Here is a 15,306-nt window from a genome sequence, read left to right as displayed (position 1 = left end):
GGGGATAACCTCATTTTCCGGCAAAAATATGCAGTTTATTCTCAATAAAAACAGTGGCTTATATATGGATTGTCAGCATTGTAAAATCAGATGAAAGAGTGTGGCAAATTGTGCGCCTGGCAGGCTAAAAGGAGGCGGAGAGCCTCCTTAGACTGTTTATTTTTGGGTAACGCGTAAAACGCCGTGTTCACGTCCCTTTGTTTTATTCCATGACGCGTCCGTAATACCGTTTTCATCCAGGCTTATCGATATCACAAAACCGTTACCATGGATCTCATAGAAATTCGCATTCAGACGTTTAACGCTGGCTTTTTTGCCGTTCACGGTAGCGCTAAAAAAGCCGTTAGAAAGGGTAGCGTTAACCGTATCCGACGAGAACGAGGCTTCGCGAAGGGGATCGTGAACGGATGCCGTTGGTTCGTGTTGTGCCGCGTTTTCCGCTTTGGTTTTGCTGATATCGCAAGATCCATCGCCAGCGCTAATTTGCGTGCATCCCGAGCGCTCTAACTGAGCACGATAGTGTGCGCTAATGGCGTGTGCAGGCGAAATACACCCAGCAAGTACGGCAGCGCTTAACACTAGCATCATTGATTTTTTCATTTTATCACCTTAAAAACGACACAAATAATAAGAAACGTACATAATGCCGATCCAGACCCCGACCGAAATAAGCAATAGATACAGGGCAGCTGAAATAAAAATGTGTTTGAGCATGTTATTGGCCATCATCATACTTTCCATCAGCGAAGTACTGTCGCCCTGAAAAGCTTCCTCTATTATGAATGTAGTCGAGTTACGTGTTTTTCTTAAAAGCCAATCCCGATGCCTGCGCCCATAGCAAGATCATTATTTGTAGAATCGCTTACGCCAGCTTTAACGATGGTGACCTGCTCCCCGTTGATTAATACACCGCGATGTTAGTAATGTCTTCATAAGCCACATGAGGACATCCCCATGAAGAAGCGTTTTTCCGACGAACAGATCATCAGTATTCTCCGCGAGGCTGAAGCCGGAGTTTCTGCCCGTGAACTCTGCCGTAAGCACGCCATTTCCGACGCCACGTTTTATACCTGGCGTAAGAAGTATGGCGGCATGGAGGTGCCTGAGGTTAAGCGCCTGAAGTCGCTTGAGGAAGAGAACGCCAGACTCAAGAAGCTGCTCGCCGAGGCCATGCTGGATAAGGAGGCGCTTCAGGTGGCTCTTGGGCGAAAGTACTGACGACAGACCAGAAGCGCGAAGTCGTGGTGTTGATGTGTGATGCGACCGGTCTGTCGCAACGTCGTGCCTGCAGACTCACAGGTTTGTCCCTGTCGACCTGCCGCTATGACGCTCAGCGTCCGGCGGCTGATGCCCATTTATCAGGGCGCATTACTGAACTGGCACTGGAGCGCAGGCGTTTTGGCTACCGCCGCATATGGCAGTTACTGCGCCGTGAAGGGCTTCTGGTTAATCACAAGCGCGTGTACCGCCTTTATCATCTGAACGGGCTGGGCGTTAAACGCAGACGTCGTCGTAAAGGGCTTGCAACAGAACGTCTGCCGCTGCTCCGCCCGGCGGCGCCCAACATGACCTGGTCGATGGATTTCGTCATGGATGCGCTGGCTACTGGTCGCAGGATCAAGTGCCTTACCTGCGTCGATGACTTCACAAAGGAATGCCTGACGGTCACTGTTGCCTTCGGGATTTCAGGCGTGCAGGTCACGCGTATTCTGGACAGCATTGCGCTGTTTCGCGGCTATCCGGCTACGATAAGAACCGATCAGGGCCCGGAGTTTACCTGCCGCGCGCTCGATCAGTGGGCCTTTGAGCATGGAGTGGAGCTGCGACTTATCCAGCCCGGCAAGCCGACGCAGAACGGATTTATTGAGAGTTTTAACGGACGCTTTCGCGATGAATGCCTGAATGAACACTGGTTCAGCGACGTCAATCATGCCAGGAAAACCATCAGCGAATGGCGTCAGGATTATAACGAATGTCGCCCGCACTCCACGCTGAATTATCAGACGCCGTCTGAATTTGCAGCGAGCTGGAGAAAGGGTAATTCTGAGAGTGAAGGATCCGACATTACTAACTGAGCCTTGTATCTAATCCTGGGGGCAGGTCAATGGTGTTGCTACCAACGTGGAAGGATGCACCCACACTAACAGCTTGCTCGTCTTTAAAGCTACCTACACCAGCAGAGAACATGACAGCCTGATCTTTCTCTACTTGAGGCATAGAGGCGATAGCTACAGCGCTAGCAGCACCTGAACGGGCTTCTTTCTTATTGCTGTCAACTTCATCTTTCAGGCTCTTGAATTGAGAGTTAGTGTTAGCTTGCGCTTGTGCGAACACTTGTTGAGCAGCTTTCAGATCTTTAGCTTGTGCTGTAGTTTGGGTATTGAGTGACTTAACCAGATTGATAGTTTTAGTATCAACTTCTTTCTTAGTGATGGTAGTTGTGATTCCGTTAGAGCCAGCTTTACCTGCATCCCCTTTATCACCTTTAGCGCCAGTGTCGCCCTTATCACCTTTGATGGAATCTCCTTTATCTCCTTTCTCACCCTTAACACCTGGAGCACCATCTTTCCCAGCTATACCTTGTGCGCCTGTATCACCTTTTAAACCTTGCGCACCTGTAGCACCATCTTTACCATCGATCCCGTTTTTACCATCAACACCATCTTTACCATCTACGCCGTTAGTCGGCTTAGGAGCGTTTTCTAATGCTGTAAGGCGGGTAGAGTTATTACCAGCCATGATAAGAGCAGTGTTAGCGTTTGTATCGGCTTGATTAGCTGTATCTTGCGCAATCTGTGCTTTATCAGCAAGAAGCTGTTTAGCCCCTTGTAAGTCACTGTTGACGTTATCAATAGCAGAAGTATTAGCTGTTGCAGTAGTTAATGCACTATTTGCTGTTTGTGCATTACGCAGGATTTCAACGTGATCACTAGCCTGATTACCTTCAACAGTGGTAAGGCGTTTACCTTGCTCAATTACAACAGTATCAGAAGCCGCAATATGGGAAGCGTTTTTATCAGCTAATGTTTTAGCCTGATCCGCCGTATCTTGTGCAGTAGAAGCAGCAGAGGAAGCAGTATTAATAGCTGTATCTTGTTGACTATTTACCTGATTGATTGCAGGGATTTTGTTAAAATACACATCAGCAATATCATTCGATAGACCATCAACTTGACCTTGCAAATTACTATGTGCTGTTTCCAGATCCTGACCACTGGAAAGAACTACATCACTAGCGGGTGTAGCAGCTTTAACAACACTAGATAACAGGATGCCAAAAACAGTAATAGCCATTACTGATTTGTTAATACATTTCATTTGAAAGACTCGCATTAATTTAATTAAGTGGTAACTGTGCTGAACTATAAATAGTTTACGTTTGGGAATGTTGATCTAAATCACAGTTAGCACATATAGCTTAAATGGTTGGATGTGATATTAAAGGCATTTAAACATTACAAAACAAGGGGTTGTATAGACACTGTGTTTCTAGATGTATAAGTTGATGTTTATAAATGAAATTATATTTCAAGTTCATTCAATGGATTTTTTAAATGTATACTTTGAATCATAATTCATAACTTTCATATGAAATTAACTTCAATTGAAGCTGAAAGTAAGCATTATGAATGAGGAAAAACGGGTTAATATAAGATTTTTAACAAAAAGTGCTATTTTTTAATAAAATGTAAAAAAAGTAACAAAATCTGGCACCAAGACCTTTTCAAGTGTTGCTATAATTAAATATTAAAAGAGAATATTCACACAGGAGAGCAATGAATGAAAGTAAGCAAAGCTTACAAATTCATAAATACTTCAGGAGTTACTTATTTCTCTTTGTAAATATGTTTTTGATTTTGACTTACTCGAATAAAACTTGTTTTATTCGTATAGGTAAGCAATTAAAGAAAGTTATTAATCTACTTTCTAATCCTTCTAATAACAACACAAATCATAGATTTGGTTGTAAGTAAAATCAAAACATTAAATTCAAAAACACCGATAGAGAAAAGCAAAAGCCAATAAAATTTATATAAGAGAGTTAGTTATTTCCCTTATCGTTCTCTTATGCCCTTTTACCTTATTGTGGTTTTCCCTCTTATCGGAATATTAAGCTTGCGTTCAGCTTGCGAAATTATTTAATCATCCATATATATTTATACAAAGTAATCGTAAGCGCTTGCGAAGCTCCCTGTTATTTATGTATGGATGGATAAGTAATTTCAGGAACAAAAAACAATTATTGACAACCGGAATGTCTGATTGTTTTTAAGTTGGTGTTTATTATTAGAATATTTGCCAACTTTTTTTATTCGAGAATTAAGCTTCTCAAAACATGTTTGTGATCACGTTAGTGATAAAATAACGAAACCTCCTAATATGAAAGGAAGATCTCCAGGCGGGGAATCATCTAATCATTTAGGAGGTTTTTGTTTATACCGCCTGATAAACAAGGAAGTAAATATTATGCCAAAATCATCTATCACTATTGGTGATGTATTCATTACTAACAATTGTGGGTTTTGTACTGTCATTGATTATACAAACAAAGATAGCGTAACTATCAAATTTGATAATACAGGTTTCATTACAAAGGTTAGAGCAAGAAATTTAAAATCAGGACAAGTAAAAGATCCCTATGCAATCTCGGTTTGCGAGGTTGGTTTTATAGGAGTGGGTGTACCAACTACGATTAATGGAAAACTTACAAGAATCTATAGTTTATGGGTACATATGCTTACACGTTGTTATAGTGAAAAGTATCACTTAGATTTCCCTAGCTATAAAGGTTGTAGTGTTGCCCCTCGTTGGTGTTGTTTTGCTAATTTTGCTAACGACATCAAAACACTTGAAGGGTATGAAGATTGGTTAGATCCGCATAATAAAATTTGCCTCGATAAAGATGCAAAAGATCCAGGTAATAAACTCTATAGTATTGATACGTGTCGTTTCATTACCTCTTATGAAAACATTGCTGATGCTTCCTATCGTCACTCTCATTGATTCCTTTCTGCCTTTCCTTATCGGTGCTCTTAGTCTTTTGTGTTCGCTCCTGCCTTGCGTGAAGAAGCGATGACCGGGAAGGCTTTAGCTTTCGACGGTCGCAAATGCTTTAGCTTTGCGGCCTACTTTCCTACGCTCAACATCATTAAGCGGTATACAAGCGGGTTAACACATTTCAGGTGCTTCATTATGTGATTTAGCTATTCCAGGTGTGATAACTGCTGTGATAAATACTGTGATAATTCGAAAAATCTTGCACCCTGCCTACGGCCCCGGTTACACTAAACACCTACAAATTGTTTGTGTGTAAATGATTGTTTTCTAAGTAATTTGACTCGGGGTAGTGTTCGCTTGAACATTTGAGAAATACCCGTATTACCTGATCTGGATAATGCCAGCGTAGGGAAGTCAGATGCCTACCCGGTCATCGCTTCTTTCCGCACGGCAGGAGCGAAACCATGCAGCCTGACCTGCTCGACTCACACGTTTTACATCAATTCCGAACCCGTTCCCCGCTCACGCACTGTATGACCAACGATGTCGTGCAGACCTTCACCGCCAACGTTCTGCTCGCGCTCGGTGCTTCCCCGGCAATGGTGAACGAAGCCGAGGAAGCGGAACAGTTTGCCGCGCTTGCCGATGCCCTGCTCGTCAACGTTGGCACGCTCACCGCGCCGCGCGCCCAGTCGATGCGTCGGGCTATTGAGAGCGCGGTAGCCGCGGGCACACCCTGGGTTCTGGACCCCGTCGCGGTTGGCGCGCTGGCGTTCCGCACCCGTTTTTGCCAGCAAATATTATCCCTTAAACCTGCGGCCATTCGTGGCAACGCCTCCGAAATCCTCGCCCTTGCCGGAATGAGTGCGGGCGGACGTGGGGTCGATTCCACCGATATGGCAGCGAGCGCGTTGACCGCTGCGCAGGCGCTTGCCCGCCAGACCCACGCCGTTGTAGTCGTCACAGGGGAAGTGGATCACATCACCGACGGCCAGCGAATCCGTACGGTCGCGGGCGGCGACCCGCTGATGACCCGCGTGGTAGGAACTGGCTGTGCGCTCTCGGCGGTCGTCGCCGCCTGCTGCTCGCTGCCTGGCGACAGGCTTGATAACGCGGCGGCAGCCTGCGGCTTTATGAAGCGCGCAGGGTCAGTTGCCCTGACTCAAAGCCGGGGGCCCGGCAGCTTTGTCTCCGCGTTTCTGGACGCGCTTTACGCGCTGGAGGAACAGGTATGACGCGCATTAATGCCTTGACTATTGCGGGAACCGATCCCAGCGGCGGAGCGGGGATCCAGGCAGACCTGAAAACCTTCTCTGCGCTCGGCGCATACGGGTGCTCGGTTATCACCGCGCTGGTTGCGCAAAACACGCGCGGCGTACAGTCGGTGTATCGCATTGACCCGGATTTTGTCGCCGCGCAGCTGGATTCGGTATTCAGCGACGTACGTATCGACACCACCAAGATCGGCATGCTGGCAGAGGCGGACATTGTTGAAGCGGTCGCTGAACGTCTCAAACACTACCAGATAAAAAACGTGGTGCTTGATACCGTGATGCTGGCCAAAAGCGGCGATCCGCTGCTCTCCGCCTCGGCTGTCGATACCCTGCGTAAAAAGCTGCTGCCGCAGGTTGCGCTGATCACGCCAAATCTGCCTGAAGCCGCCGCGCTGCTGGATGCGCCACACGCGCAAAACGAACGTGAGATGAAAGAGCAGGGGAATGCGCTGCTGGCGATGGGGTGTCGCGCGGTGCTGATGAAAGGCGGCCATCTTGATGATGCAGAAAGCCCGGACTGGCTTTTCACCCACGATGGCACGCAACGTTTCACCGCGCCACGCGTCCAGACCAAAAACACCCACGGCACGGGCTGTACGCTCTCGGCGGCGCTGGCGGCGCTGCGTCCTCGTCACGCCACATGGGCGGATACGGTGCAGGAGGCGAAGGTCTGGCTCTCGGGCGCGCTGGCAAAAGCCGATTCTCTGGAAGTGGGTCACGGTATTGGTCCGGTTCACCATTTTCATGCATGGTGGTAAGCCGTATACTGGCATGAAACTCATGCCAGAGAAAAACAGAGATGGAACAAGCGCATACCCGGTTAATTGCTCAACTCAAGGAACGAATTGCCGCACCGGACAACACGCCGCTGTATCTGAAATTTGCCGAAACGGTCAAGAACGCGGTGCGCAGCGGTGTGCTCGCGCACGGTAATATTTTGCCCGGCGAGCGCGATCTGAGCCAGCTGGCCGGAGTGTCGCGTATTACGGTGCGTAAAGCCATGCAGGCGCTGGAAGAGGCTGGCGTCGTTACCCGCGCGCGTGGATACGGGACGCAAATCAACAATATCTTTGAATATTCGCTGAAAGAGGCGCGCGGCTTTTCTCAGCAGGTGGTGCTGCGTGGCAAAACGCCCAACACCCTGTGGGTCAATAAACGCATCGTGAAGTGCCCGGAAGAGATCGCCCGCCATCTTTCCCTTGCGCCGGAAAGCGATGTGTTTTTGCTTAAGCGCATCCGTTACGTGGATGACGATGCGGTATCGATAGAGGAGTCCTGGGTACCGGTAGGATTAATTCCCAACCCGGACGACATTGGCGTCTCGCTTTATGATTACTTCCGCAGCCAGAATATCTTTCCGCAGCGCACCCGTTCCCGCGTCAGCGCCCGGATGCCGGACAGCGAGTTTCAGGCGCATATCAAGATGGACGATAAGATACCGGTGCTGGTGATCAAGCAAGTCGCGCTCGATCAACAGCAGCGGCCAATTGAGTACAGCATCAGCTACTGCCGCAGCGACCTATACGTCTTTGTGTGCGAGGAGTAGGGCCTCGCGCGTGGGGGCGCAGTCTCCACCGCGATGGCTGACTACCCAGGCGGCCACGGCATTGCCAAGCTGTACCGACTCTGGCAGTGACCATCCCGCAGCCAGCCCGGCAAGGGTACCTCCCGCATGGCTGTCACCGGCGCCGATGGTATCGACCACGGTAGCAGGAAACGCCGGAACGTGTCCGGAAGCGTCACCGTCGTACCAGACCGCCCCGTCTTTATCATGGCGTACGATTAGCGCAGCGCCAAACCGTTGCTGCCACTGAGTGCCGAGCTGTTCCACGTTCACGCCAAGCCATTCGGCGGCAAGTTCCGCCTCCTGCCGATTGAGCGAGACAACCGGTTTACGGGCCATAATCCGCGCCATCAGCGGGTCGGGAATATCCGCGATGCGCGGACCGAAATCGATAAAGAGCGTCACATCCTGAAGACGTTCCACCCAGGCCGTCAGCAGCTCGCCGCTGGGCGACGCCAGCTGGTAGCCGGACAAATAGACCAGGCTTTTCTCCGGCACGCTTAACCCGTCCAGCCAGCGTTGCTGCCACTGATTCTCCACACCGCTAAACGACATGAAGGTCCGTTCACCGTCAGGCTCCACCAGCGCCAGGCACCAGCCGTTATCGCCCGTTTCCGCTTCCACGGCGCTGTGCAGATCCTGCTTCGCCATGGCATTACGGATAATATCGGCCCACACGCCGTGGCCAACGGGAAGCGCGTTTTGCGCTGCAATGCCGAGCCGCTTGAGGGCGATGGCGATATTCAGCGCGCAGCCGCCAATATTCACTCCCTGTTGCTTCAGCTCGATATCACACCCGCGCCAGGGCAGGGCGTAGGCGTCGGCAATCACGTCGATGACCGCCGCGCCGAGCACCGTTACGGGGCGCGTAGCGTGAAGGGTTTCGAGACGGCGGGCAAAAGCACTCATACGCCCTCCCTTTGCTCCCGGAAGTGCAGCAGTTTTTCGCAGTAGCGTCCGAAATCAAGCTGGTTTACGGCATCAAGTTCGCTTTTAAGCGCCGGATCAATGGCCTGTACACCGTGCAGCGCGCCACAGATGGCCGTTGCCATCGCGCCGATAGTGTCCGTATCACCGCCCAGGTTAGCGCATAACACCGCGCAGCGGTTCGGATCGGTGCCCGCAAGTTCGACCATCGCAATCGCCGCCGGTACGGACTCCAGTGTGCTCGTGCCCGCGCCAATAAGCTGATAGATCTGCTCGCTGGCGGTCTCCGTACCGTTGGCTTCGCGCACGGTTTTCAGGGCCAGCTCAATACGAGCGGAAAGCGATGCGCTGAAGGTGGTGGTGTTCGCCTCCTGCGCCGCACGGGCAATACCCGGCAGGGCATCGGCGATGTTCTGCCAGCGCTCGCCGTCGATAGCGCGTGAAACCGCCCACGCGATCACCACCGCACCGGCGATGGCGAGATCCGATTTATGGGTCGGGCTGGAGGCTAACGCAACCTGTTCAACAAAATGTGCCAGACGCGTGGCCGGTAGCAGGCATCCCAGCGGGGAGGCGCGCATCGCCGCCCCGTTGGTGACGCCGTTATTTTCCAGCTCGCTCACCGGCTTGCCGTCACGGATGGCGTTCAGGGCAATTTTGGAGGTCGGGCCGAGCACATTCTTATTGAACGCGTCAAAATCCAGCGCCCAGTCCAGAATATGCTTACCGATAACGTCAGGATTAATTTCCCCGTGGCATTCGATAATCGCGTCGGCCAGGCACAGCGCCATCGACGTATCATCCGTAAATTCGGCCTGATTAAAGTAGCAGGCGGCATTATTCTCAGCCGGGCCGGGTAAGAAACGGTCGATCCAGCCGAAGTGCGCTTTCACCCGCTTGCGCGGCCACAGTTCAGACGGCATCCCCATCGCATCCCCTAACGCCTGCCCGTAAAGAGCACCGAGAATACGGTCTTGTTTCATTTAACTTCCCCTCGTGTCAGCGCGGTATCGCCATCAACCACCTCAATTGCGGTGATCTCTTTATCCGATTCGCGGAAAAACAGCATAAACAGCACGGCAATCACTACAATCATGATTGCACCAAACGTCCACATTCCGGCCCAGTTGAAGGTCAGCCCATTCACCGGCTCTTTATAGGCGAACATTTTTTCCATCATCACGCCGCCGAGACGGTAACCCAGCAGGCTACCAAAGCCCTGACAGCACAGCGTGATCAAGCCCTGCGCCGCGTTGCGCATATGCACGGGCGCTTTTTTATCCACGTAGATGTACGCGGTGACGTAATAGAAGTCATAGCTTACGCCGTGCAGCAGAATGCCGAGGAACAGCAGGGCGTAGGTGAAGTATTGTTCGGCGCCGCCGTAAACAAAGAAGCCGTAGCGAATGGCGGCGGTGATCAGCCCCAGCAGCAAGACCTTCTTAATACCAAAGCGTTTGGTAAAGAACGGCAGAGCGAGCATGAAGAAGATTTCAGAGAACTGGCCGAGGGTCATCCAGCCGGTGGCGTTTTTCATCCCCACTTCGGTGAGATAGCCGTTGGCAAAGATGTAGTAGAAAGCCAGCGGCATGGCGAACAGGAATGAGCAGAAGAAGAACACCAGGAAGTTTTTATCGCGCAGCAGGATCAGCGCATCCAGCCCCAGCATCACTTTGATATCCAGCTTGCCGGTGCTCTTCGGCGGGGTATTCGGCAGGAAAAGTGCGAAGACGCCGAGCAGAAGGGAGCTGGCAGCGGTCATCAGCAGCGGGATATTGGTGTCAGAGATGTCGCTATAGCCCATCATCTGCGGCAGGAAGCCGCACGCCAGGCCGGAGGCAATCCAGCCGATGGTGCCCATCACGCGGATGCGCGGGAAATCAGCCTCCACGTCATCGACGTTCGCAAAAGCGATGCTGTTCGTCAGCGCGATGGTCGGCATATAGGTCAGGGAGTAGGCCAGTAACAGCGGGAAGAAGGTGCTGAACTGGGTTTGCTGTGCTGCGAAATACATCAGAATCGCGCCAGCGAACATCAGCACGGCCAGCACTTTCTGGGCGGCAAAGAAACGGTCGGTCAGCGAGCCGACCAGGATAGGAGAGAGGATCGCGGCAATAGCGGTACAGGCATAGGACCAGCCAATTTCCCCGGCGGTAAACCCGCTCTTGCTCAGCCACAGCCACAGCGGCACAAACCACGCGCCCCAGATAAACCATTCAACAAACATCATGAATGACAGTTGGACTTTCGTTTTCATTTTTTAATCCTGCATGTCAGAGGTACGCATGTAACATACCATGTGATAATACCTTTTAAATACCTTTAAGGCGATTGTTTGATCAGTGTAACAAAAATGTTGTACATGAAACGAGCCAGCAGATTGTGCTTAAAAAAGTTGCAAATGGTGGAAAATAGGTTAAGTCGGTACCAGGCTTAGTCTGCCTGCAAAAACGTGGGCTTGGATCACACGCTCCGACATCATGTCGGACATACGGGAGCATCACTATGACTGATATTGCGCAGCTGCTTGGCAAAGACGCCGACAGCCTTTTACAGCATCGTTGTATGACCATTCCAGCCGACCAGCTTTATCTGCCTGGCCATGATTACGTAGACCGCGTCATGGTCGACAACAACCGTCCTCCTGCCGTACTGCGAAACATGCAGACGCTTTATAATACCGGCCGCCTGGGCGGAACCGGGTACCTCTCTATTCTGCCCGTTGACCAGGGCGTTGAACACTCTGCGGGGGCATCGTTTGCCGCGAACCCGCTCTATTTTGATCCGAAAAATATCGTCGAGCTGGCGATTGAGGCGGGCTGTAACTGCGTGGCCTCCACCTACGGCGTGCTGGCCTCCGTGTCGCGTCGCTATGCCCACCGCATTCCGTTCCTCGTTAAGCTGAACCACAACGAAACCCTGAGCTACCCAACCGAATACGACCAGACGCTCTACGCCAGCGTCGAGCAGGCGTTCAATATGGGTGCGGTGGCGGTCGGGGCAACCATCTATTTCGGTTCTGAACAGTCGCGTCGTCAGATAGAAGAGATCTCCGCGGCGTTCGAGCGCGCCCACGAGCTGGGTATGGTAACCGTGCTGTGGGCCTATCTGCGTAACGGCTCGTTCAAAAAAGACGGTGTGGATTACCACGTGTCTGCGGATCTGACCGGTCAGGCAAACCACCTTGCGGCGACCATCGGCGCGGACATCGTGAAGCAGAAAATGGCCGAGAATAACGGCGGCTATAAAGCGGTGAACTTTGGCTATACCGACGACCGCGTCTACAGCAAGCTGACCAGCGACAACCCGATCGATCTGGTGCGCTACCAGCTGGCGAACTGCTATATGGGCCGCGCCGGGCTGATTAACTCCGGCGGTGCGGCAGGCGGTGAAACCGACCTGACCGATGCGGTGCGCACGGCGGTGATTAACAAACGCGCGGGCGGCATGGGGCTGATCCTCGGCCGTAAGGCGTTCAAAAAATCTATGGCCGACGGCGTGAAGCTGATCAACGCGGTTCAGGACGTCTATCTGGACAGTAAGGTCACGATCGCTTAAGTCTTTTCCCCTCACCCTAACCCTCTCCCCAACGGGGAGAGGGGACTCTTCAGTGCATACGGGAAGAGGGCCGCCACCCGGCAACACATCAGCGCAAAAGCTGACAGTCCGGCGGCAACCGGCACTGCAACGCGCCGGGCAAAACTTCGATGCGGAATCGCTCGCCGCTGAGCGGCTCTCCGTCGAGGTTAAAGGTCATGCCGTGTGGGGCGATCACTTCAAACCACGCGGATTTCCCGTCGATGATATTGGGGCTCTCCTCTGGCTGCGTCAGCGTCGTAAACAGCGCCGGCAGCAGCCCGTCGCCGGTAAAAATACGCAGCTGTAATTGACCGTCATTAATCAGCGCTTCCGGGCAAAGCTGCTGTCCGCCGCCTGCCTGACGCCCGTTGCCGATACCAATCACCAGCGCGTCGCCCTGCCAGTGGAAGTTTTCACCTTGGATCTCACAGCTGTCGGGCCTGAGCGTGTCCATGCGCATCAGACCATGGATGAGATACGAAACGCCGCCCAGCGCGGCCTTCAGTTTTTCCGGCGTTTCGCTGGTAATGCGCGTGCCGAAACCGCCCGTCGCCATATTGATAAAGCAGGTTTTTTCATTCACCTGAGCAATATCGACGGCGGTAGCCTTACCGAGAATGGCCAGCTGTAGCGCTTTGCCTACATCCTCCGGAATACCGGCGCTGGTGGCAAAATCGTTGGCGGTACCGAGCGGTAAAATCCCCATCGCCGGGCGCGCTGCGGCGTTGAGGTCAATGAGCGCACCGGCGATCTCGTTGATCGTTCCGTCGCCGCCGCCGGAAATGATGGTCTGAACACCTAACCTGATGCCCTCGTCGATGTAGCGCGCCGCATCGCCTTTTTCAAACGTCACCCGCACGTGTATGCATGCTCCGTCTTCACGCAATTCGGTAATCGCCTGGCGCAGCAGATCGTTGCCTGCACTCTTGCCGTTAAGAATTAATAAACTGTCTGGATAGGTTGCCATCCGGGTTGCTCCCTTTTTTAGCTATAGAAAGAGTGTATCCCAGAGAGGGAAAAAGCGGGTAAGAACAGGATGAAAGGCAAAAAATAAGCCCGCGTAAGGGCTTTGAAATCGACTAAAGAACCCCGTAGCGCTTACAATGCATACTACTGCCGCTCAATTGACTATTGTGGTCAACGTTTGAGGTGTGACATTGGCCTTGCCTCGATTTTGAGCTGCTTACGCCAGACCCGATTATGTAGCGTTAGCGCAATGGAGCGGTAAAAAATCGATGAATTCATCCACATAATGTTCAGAAAGAAACATCCCAGCCCCAGCAAAGAGGTTATTTGCGGTGTGTAGTTCTCAACAGGGCCGAATAAAAGCGAAATCCCCGTCCAGATGAAATAAATGATGCTCATTATGCCTGTCAGCGTAATGACGAAAATATGCAGTTTATATCCAGGTAAAGAACCTCGTGTAGTCAGAAACATCGTGCTCATCACTACCAGACAATACACAATCGCTGCAATGAATACTCCCATCATAACCTTAAATTCGGGTAAGCCGAGCCAGCGAAACAGCAACAACCAGAGGGACACTTGCAGCATGGCGTAGCAAAAAATAGCCAGTAACGTGCTCACTGCCAAAGGAATTCCTGTCATATGGACGCCCACAGGAACGCCGAACCGATCTTTTAACTGTTCTTTTAATGTTTCAAGCTGGTTGGGATCATCGGTCGCCATTTTACTTTTAACCAAAGCACTTAATGCAAGGCTATCTTTAATGTATTTCATCATGGACGGGTCAATAACTTCCTGTAAATGAAAAAGACTGAATTAAACCAAAAATGTATTTACCCGTTTGTGCAACATTCTGTGGATTTCTGATATTTCCTGAGATGGCACTTCCAACGAAGGCAGAAGAATTTGAAATGGTATTCAGCAACTCACGCTGTAAGAGCAACTGCAACGCTTCTGACGGATAACGTTTGGGATACACGCCTGCCTTCATTGCTGCTTTTACACCTGAATTCGAGATGCCGGGATTGCGGATACGAATAATCTCCTCTGTTAATCGCGTACGGTCGGCCCGGCTCATTTTTTGTAATAAGGAGAGCAAACTCTCAGACGATGAACGGTTAAGAAGGCGATATGTTAATGCAGCGCTTTTTAAACCCGCAGCAGCCCCGGCAAGAGAAATCGCATCCAGGGCTGTGTTGGTTGCTGTATACCACTCCTGGGAGTCCATCCACGCAACGTAGTCATCGTGATTCATAGCAATCAACGATAGTCGGCCAAGCCCATTTGCACATTGAATTCCAGTTGCTACACCACCGGCTAAAATCACAGCGGCTATAGCACCGGAAGACCCTGCAGTGAGAGGTATAGCCATACCGGCCCCTGCCGCAAGTACAACAGTAAGAATTGCGGCTCCGCAGGAAATTGCCGTTGAACCAATTTCAGTCGCCAGGGAAGGGGACTGAATCGTAGCCGTTGTTGCGTGAACGGGGTTAACTTGTGAGGCATTTACTTTGGTTATGACTACATGACTAACCGAGCTTTCGTTTGGTGTCGCAATCCTTCTTGATGGCCGTACTAGCCACTGACGTGTACTGTCTGAGTAGATAATCCCGGCCTGGCTAAAATTTCTGCTGCAGTCAAGTTGACCTGCAAGTGCTGTGAAATTTATATCGCCGCCAGAGGCAAGACCAAGACTGCGTGCGAGTTCGTAATCTGGAAGATCCTTTGAAAGTTGTCCTGTGAATGTCACTTCATCTCTCCGTCCGTGTGAAACGTTGACTGTTAATAAATCAAGAGTAAAGGTCCTGTTAACACTTAAAATTAGGAATGTTCCGAATAGTGTTCATCCCTCTCAAATCCATTAAAAATGTGATTAGGATCCTTTGTTCGTTCGACTTGCTTAGATGATACGCCTAATGCTGACACAAACCTTTCCCGGGTCAATGCAACGCCATATTTATCAGGGGGAAAAATTTCAGGAGTTAACAAAAAAAATAA

Annotated in this window: 14 protein-coding genes and 1 riboswitch; of the genes, 6 read left to right on the top strand and 8 right to left on the bottom strand. The window is 51.1% G+C overall.

The genetic code is table 11. The features are described 5' to 3' along the window. Positions 1 to 156: 156 nt before the first annotated feature. Positions 157 to 600 carry a hypothetical protein gene (locus tag L3069_RS14795; RefSeq protein WP_022648666.1) on the bottom strand — a complete coding sequence of 148 codons (444 nt, stop codon included), beginning with the start codon at positions 598 to 600 and terminating at the stop codon, positions 157 to 159. 354 nt (positions 601 to 954) lie between these two features. Here L3069_RS14795 and L3069_RS14790 point away from each other — a divergent pair. Beyond that, positions 955 to 2,075 (top strand): IS3 family transposase gene (locus L3069_RS14790; RefSeq protein WP_088581779.1). Its coding sequence is split into 2 segments (ribosomal slippage): positions 955 to 1,213 and positions 1,213 to 2,075, totalling 1,122 coding nucleotides; the frame shifts between segments, so codons are not numbered across the junction. On the opposite strand, the gene L3069_RS14785 is transcribed toward L3069_RS14790, so the two are convergent. Further along, positions 2,068 to 3,318, bottom strand: a complete 1,251-nt coding sequence (locus tag L3069_RS14785; protein WP_227022508.1) for a YadA C-terminal domain-containing protein — start codon at positions 3,316 to 3,318, stop codon at positions 2,068 to 2,070. The two genes, L3069_RS14790 and L3069_RS14785, sit on opposite strands and share 8 nt — an antisense overlap. A 945-nt stretch (positions 3,319 to 4,263) precedes the next feature. Here L3069_RS14785 and L3069_RS14780 point away from each other — a divergent pair. The 4 genes from L3069_RS14780 to L3069_RS14765 all read left to right on the top strand — a co-directional run bounded on the left by L3069_RS14780 (position 4,264) and on the right by L3069_RS14765 (position 7,818). Then, positions 4,264 to 5,004 carry a hypothetical protein gene (locus tag L3069_RS14780; protein WP_126509616.1) on the top strand — a complete coding sequence of 247 codons (741 nt, stop codon included), beginning with the start codon at positions 4,264 to 4,266 and terminating at the stop codon, positions 5,002 to 5,004. Between the two features lie 326 nt (positions 5,005 to 5,330). Continuing rightward, a riboswitch (TPP riboswitch) is annotated at positions 5,331 to 5,427 on the top strand. Between the two features lie 35 nt (positions 5,428 to 5,462). Beyond that, positions 5,463 to 6,233, top strand: a complete 771-nt coding sequence (thiM, locus tag L3069_RS14775; protein ID WP_038416389.1) for a hydroxyethylthiazole kinase — start codon at positions 5,463 to 5,465, stop codon at positions 6,231 to 6,233. Next, on the top strand, positions 6,230 to 7,030 hold the full coding sequence (thiD, locus tag L3069_RS14770) for a bifunctional hydroxymethylpyrimidine kinase/phosphomethylpyrimidine kinase (protein ID WP_023300565.1): 801 nt from the start codon (positions 6,230 to 6,232) through the stop codon (positions 7,028 to 7,030). The genes thiM and thiD overlap by 4 nt, the downstream gene beginning before the upstream one ends. Positions 7,031 to 7,071: 41 nt before the next feature. Next, a complete protein-coding gene (locus tag L3069_RS14765; RefSeq protein ID WP_022648658.1) occupies positions 7,072 to 7,818 on the top strand; it encodes a GntR family transcriptional regulator in 747 nt (248 codons plus the stop codon). On the opposite strand, the gene L3069_RS14760 is transcribed toward L3069_RS14765, so the two are convergent. Genes L3069_RS14760 through L3069_RS14750 form a run of 3 tightly spaced genes read right to left on the bottom strand, consistent with a single transcriptional unit; the run spans position 7,792 to position 11,020 of the window. Beyond that, positions 7,792 to 8,745 (bottom strand): PfkB family carbohydrate kinase, encoded by a 954-nt coding sequence (locus L3069_RS14760; protein WP_023300563.1) that lies wholly within the window; start codon positions 8,743 to 8,745, stop codon positions 7,792 to 7,794. The two genes, L3069_RS14765 and L3069_RS14760, sit on opposite strands and share 27 nt — an antisense overlap. Then, complete coding sequence (locus tag L3069_RS14755) at positions 8,742 to 9,746, bottom strand: ADP-ribosylglycohydrolase family protein (RefSeq protein ID WP_038416388.1); 1,005 nt, start codon at positions 9,744 to 9,746, stop codon at positions 8,742 to 8,744. Before L3069_RS14755 ends, L3069_RS14760 begins: the two co-directional genes overlap by 4 nt. Beyond that, positions 9,743 to 11,020, bottom strand: a complete 1,278-nt coding sequence (locus tag L3069_RS14750; RefSeq protein WP_022648655.1) for a nucleoside permease — start codon at positions 11,018 to 11,020, stop codon at positions 9,743 to 9,745. Before L3069_RS14750 ends, L3069_RS14755 begins: the two co-directional genes overlap by 4 nt. A gap of 248 nt (positions 11,021 to 11,268) precedes the next feature. Between L3069_RS14750 and fbaB the strand changes: the two genes are divergently transcribed. Continuing rightward, a complete protein-coding gene (gene fbaB / locus L3069_RS14745) occupies positions 11,269 to 12,321 on the top strand; it encodes a class I fructose-bisphosphate aldolase (RefSeq protein ID WP_022648654.1) in 1,053 nt (350 codons plus the stop codon). 88 nt (positions 12,322 to 12,409) lie between these two features. Here fbaB and yegS read toward each other — a convergent pair whose 3' ends face one another. The 3 genes from yegS to L3069_RS14730 all read right to left on the bottom strand — a co-directional run bounded on the left by yegS (position 12,410) and on the right by L3069_RS14730 (position 15,058). Next, positions 12,410 to 13,309 (bottom strand): lipid kinase YegS, encoded by a 900-nt coding sequence (gene yegS / locus L3069_RS14740; RefSeq protein ID WP_038416387.1) that lies wholly within the window; start codon positions 13,307 to 13,309, stop codon positions 12,410 to 12,412. A 170-nt stretch (positions 13,310 to 13,479) separates the two neighbouring features. After that, positions 13,480 to 14,085: a hypothetical protein gene (locus tag L3069_RS14735; RefSeq protein WP_023306583.1), complete on the bottom strand. Its 606-nt coding sequence runs from the start codon at positions 14,083 to 14,085 to the stop codon at positions 13,480 to 13,482. A gap of 7 nt (positions 14,086 to 14,092) precedes the next feature. Continuing rightward, positions 14,093 to 15,058: a hypothetical protein gene (locus tag L3069_RS14730; protein ID WP_038416386.1), complete on the bottom strand. Its 966-nt coding sequence runs from the start codon at positions 15,056 to 15,058 to the stop codon at positions 14,093 to 14,095. Positions 15,059 to 15,306 lie beyond the last annotated feature (248 nt).

It is taken from the genome of Enterobacter cloacae complex sp. ECL411, assembly GCF_021869665.1.
GTDB classification, from domain to species: Bacteria; Pseudomonadota; Gammaproteobacteria; order Enterobacterales; family Enterobacteriaceae; genus Enterobacter; species Enterobacter intestinihominis.
Note: the sequence above shows the minus strand (reverse complement) of the source record. Positions and strands in the feature narration are given on the sequence as shown.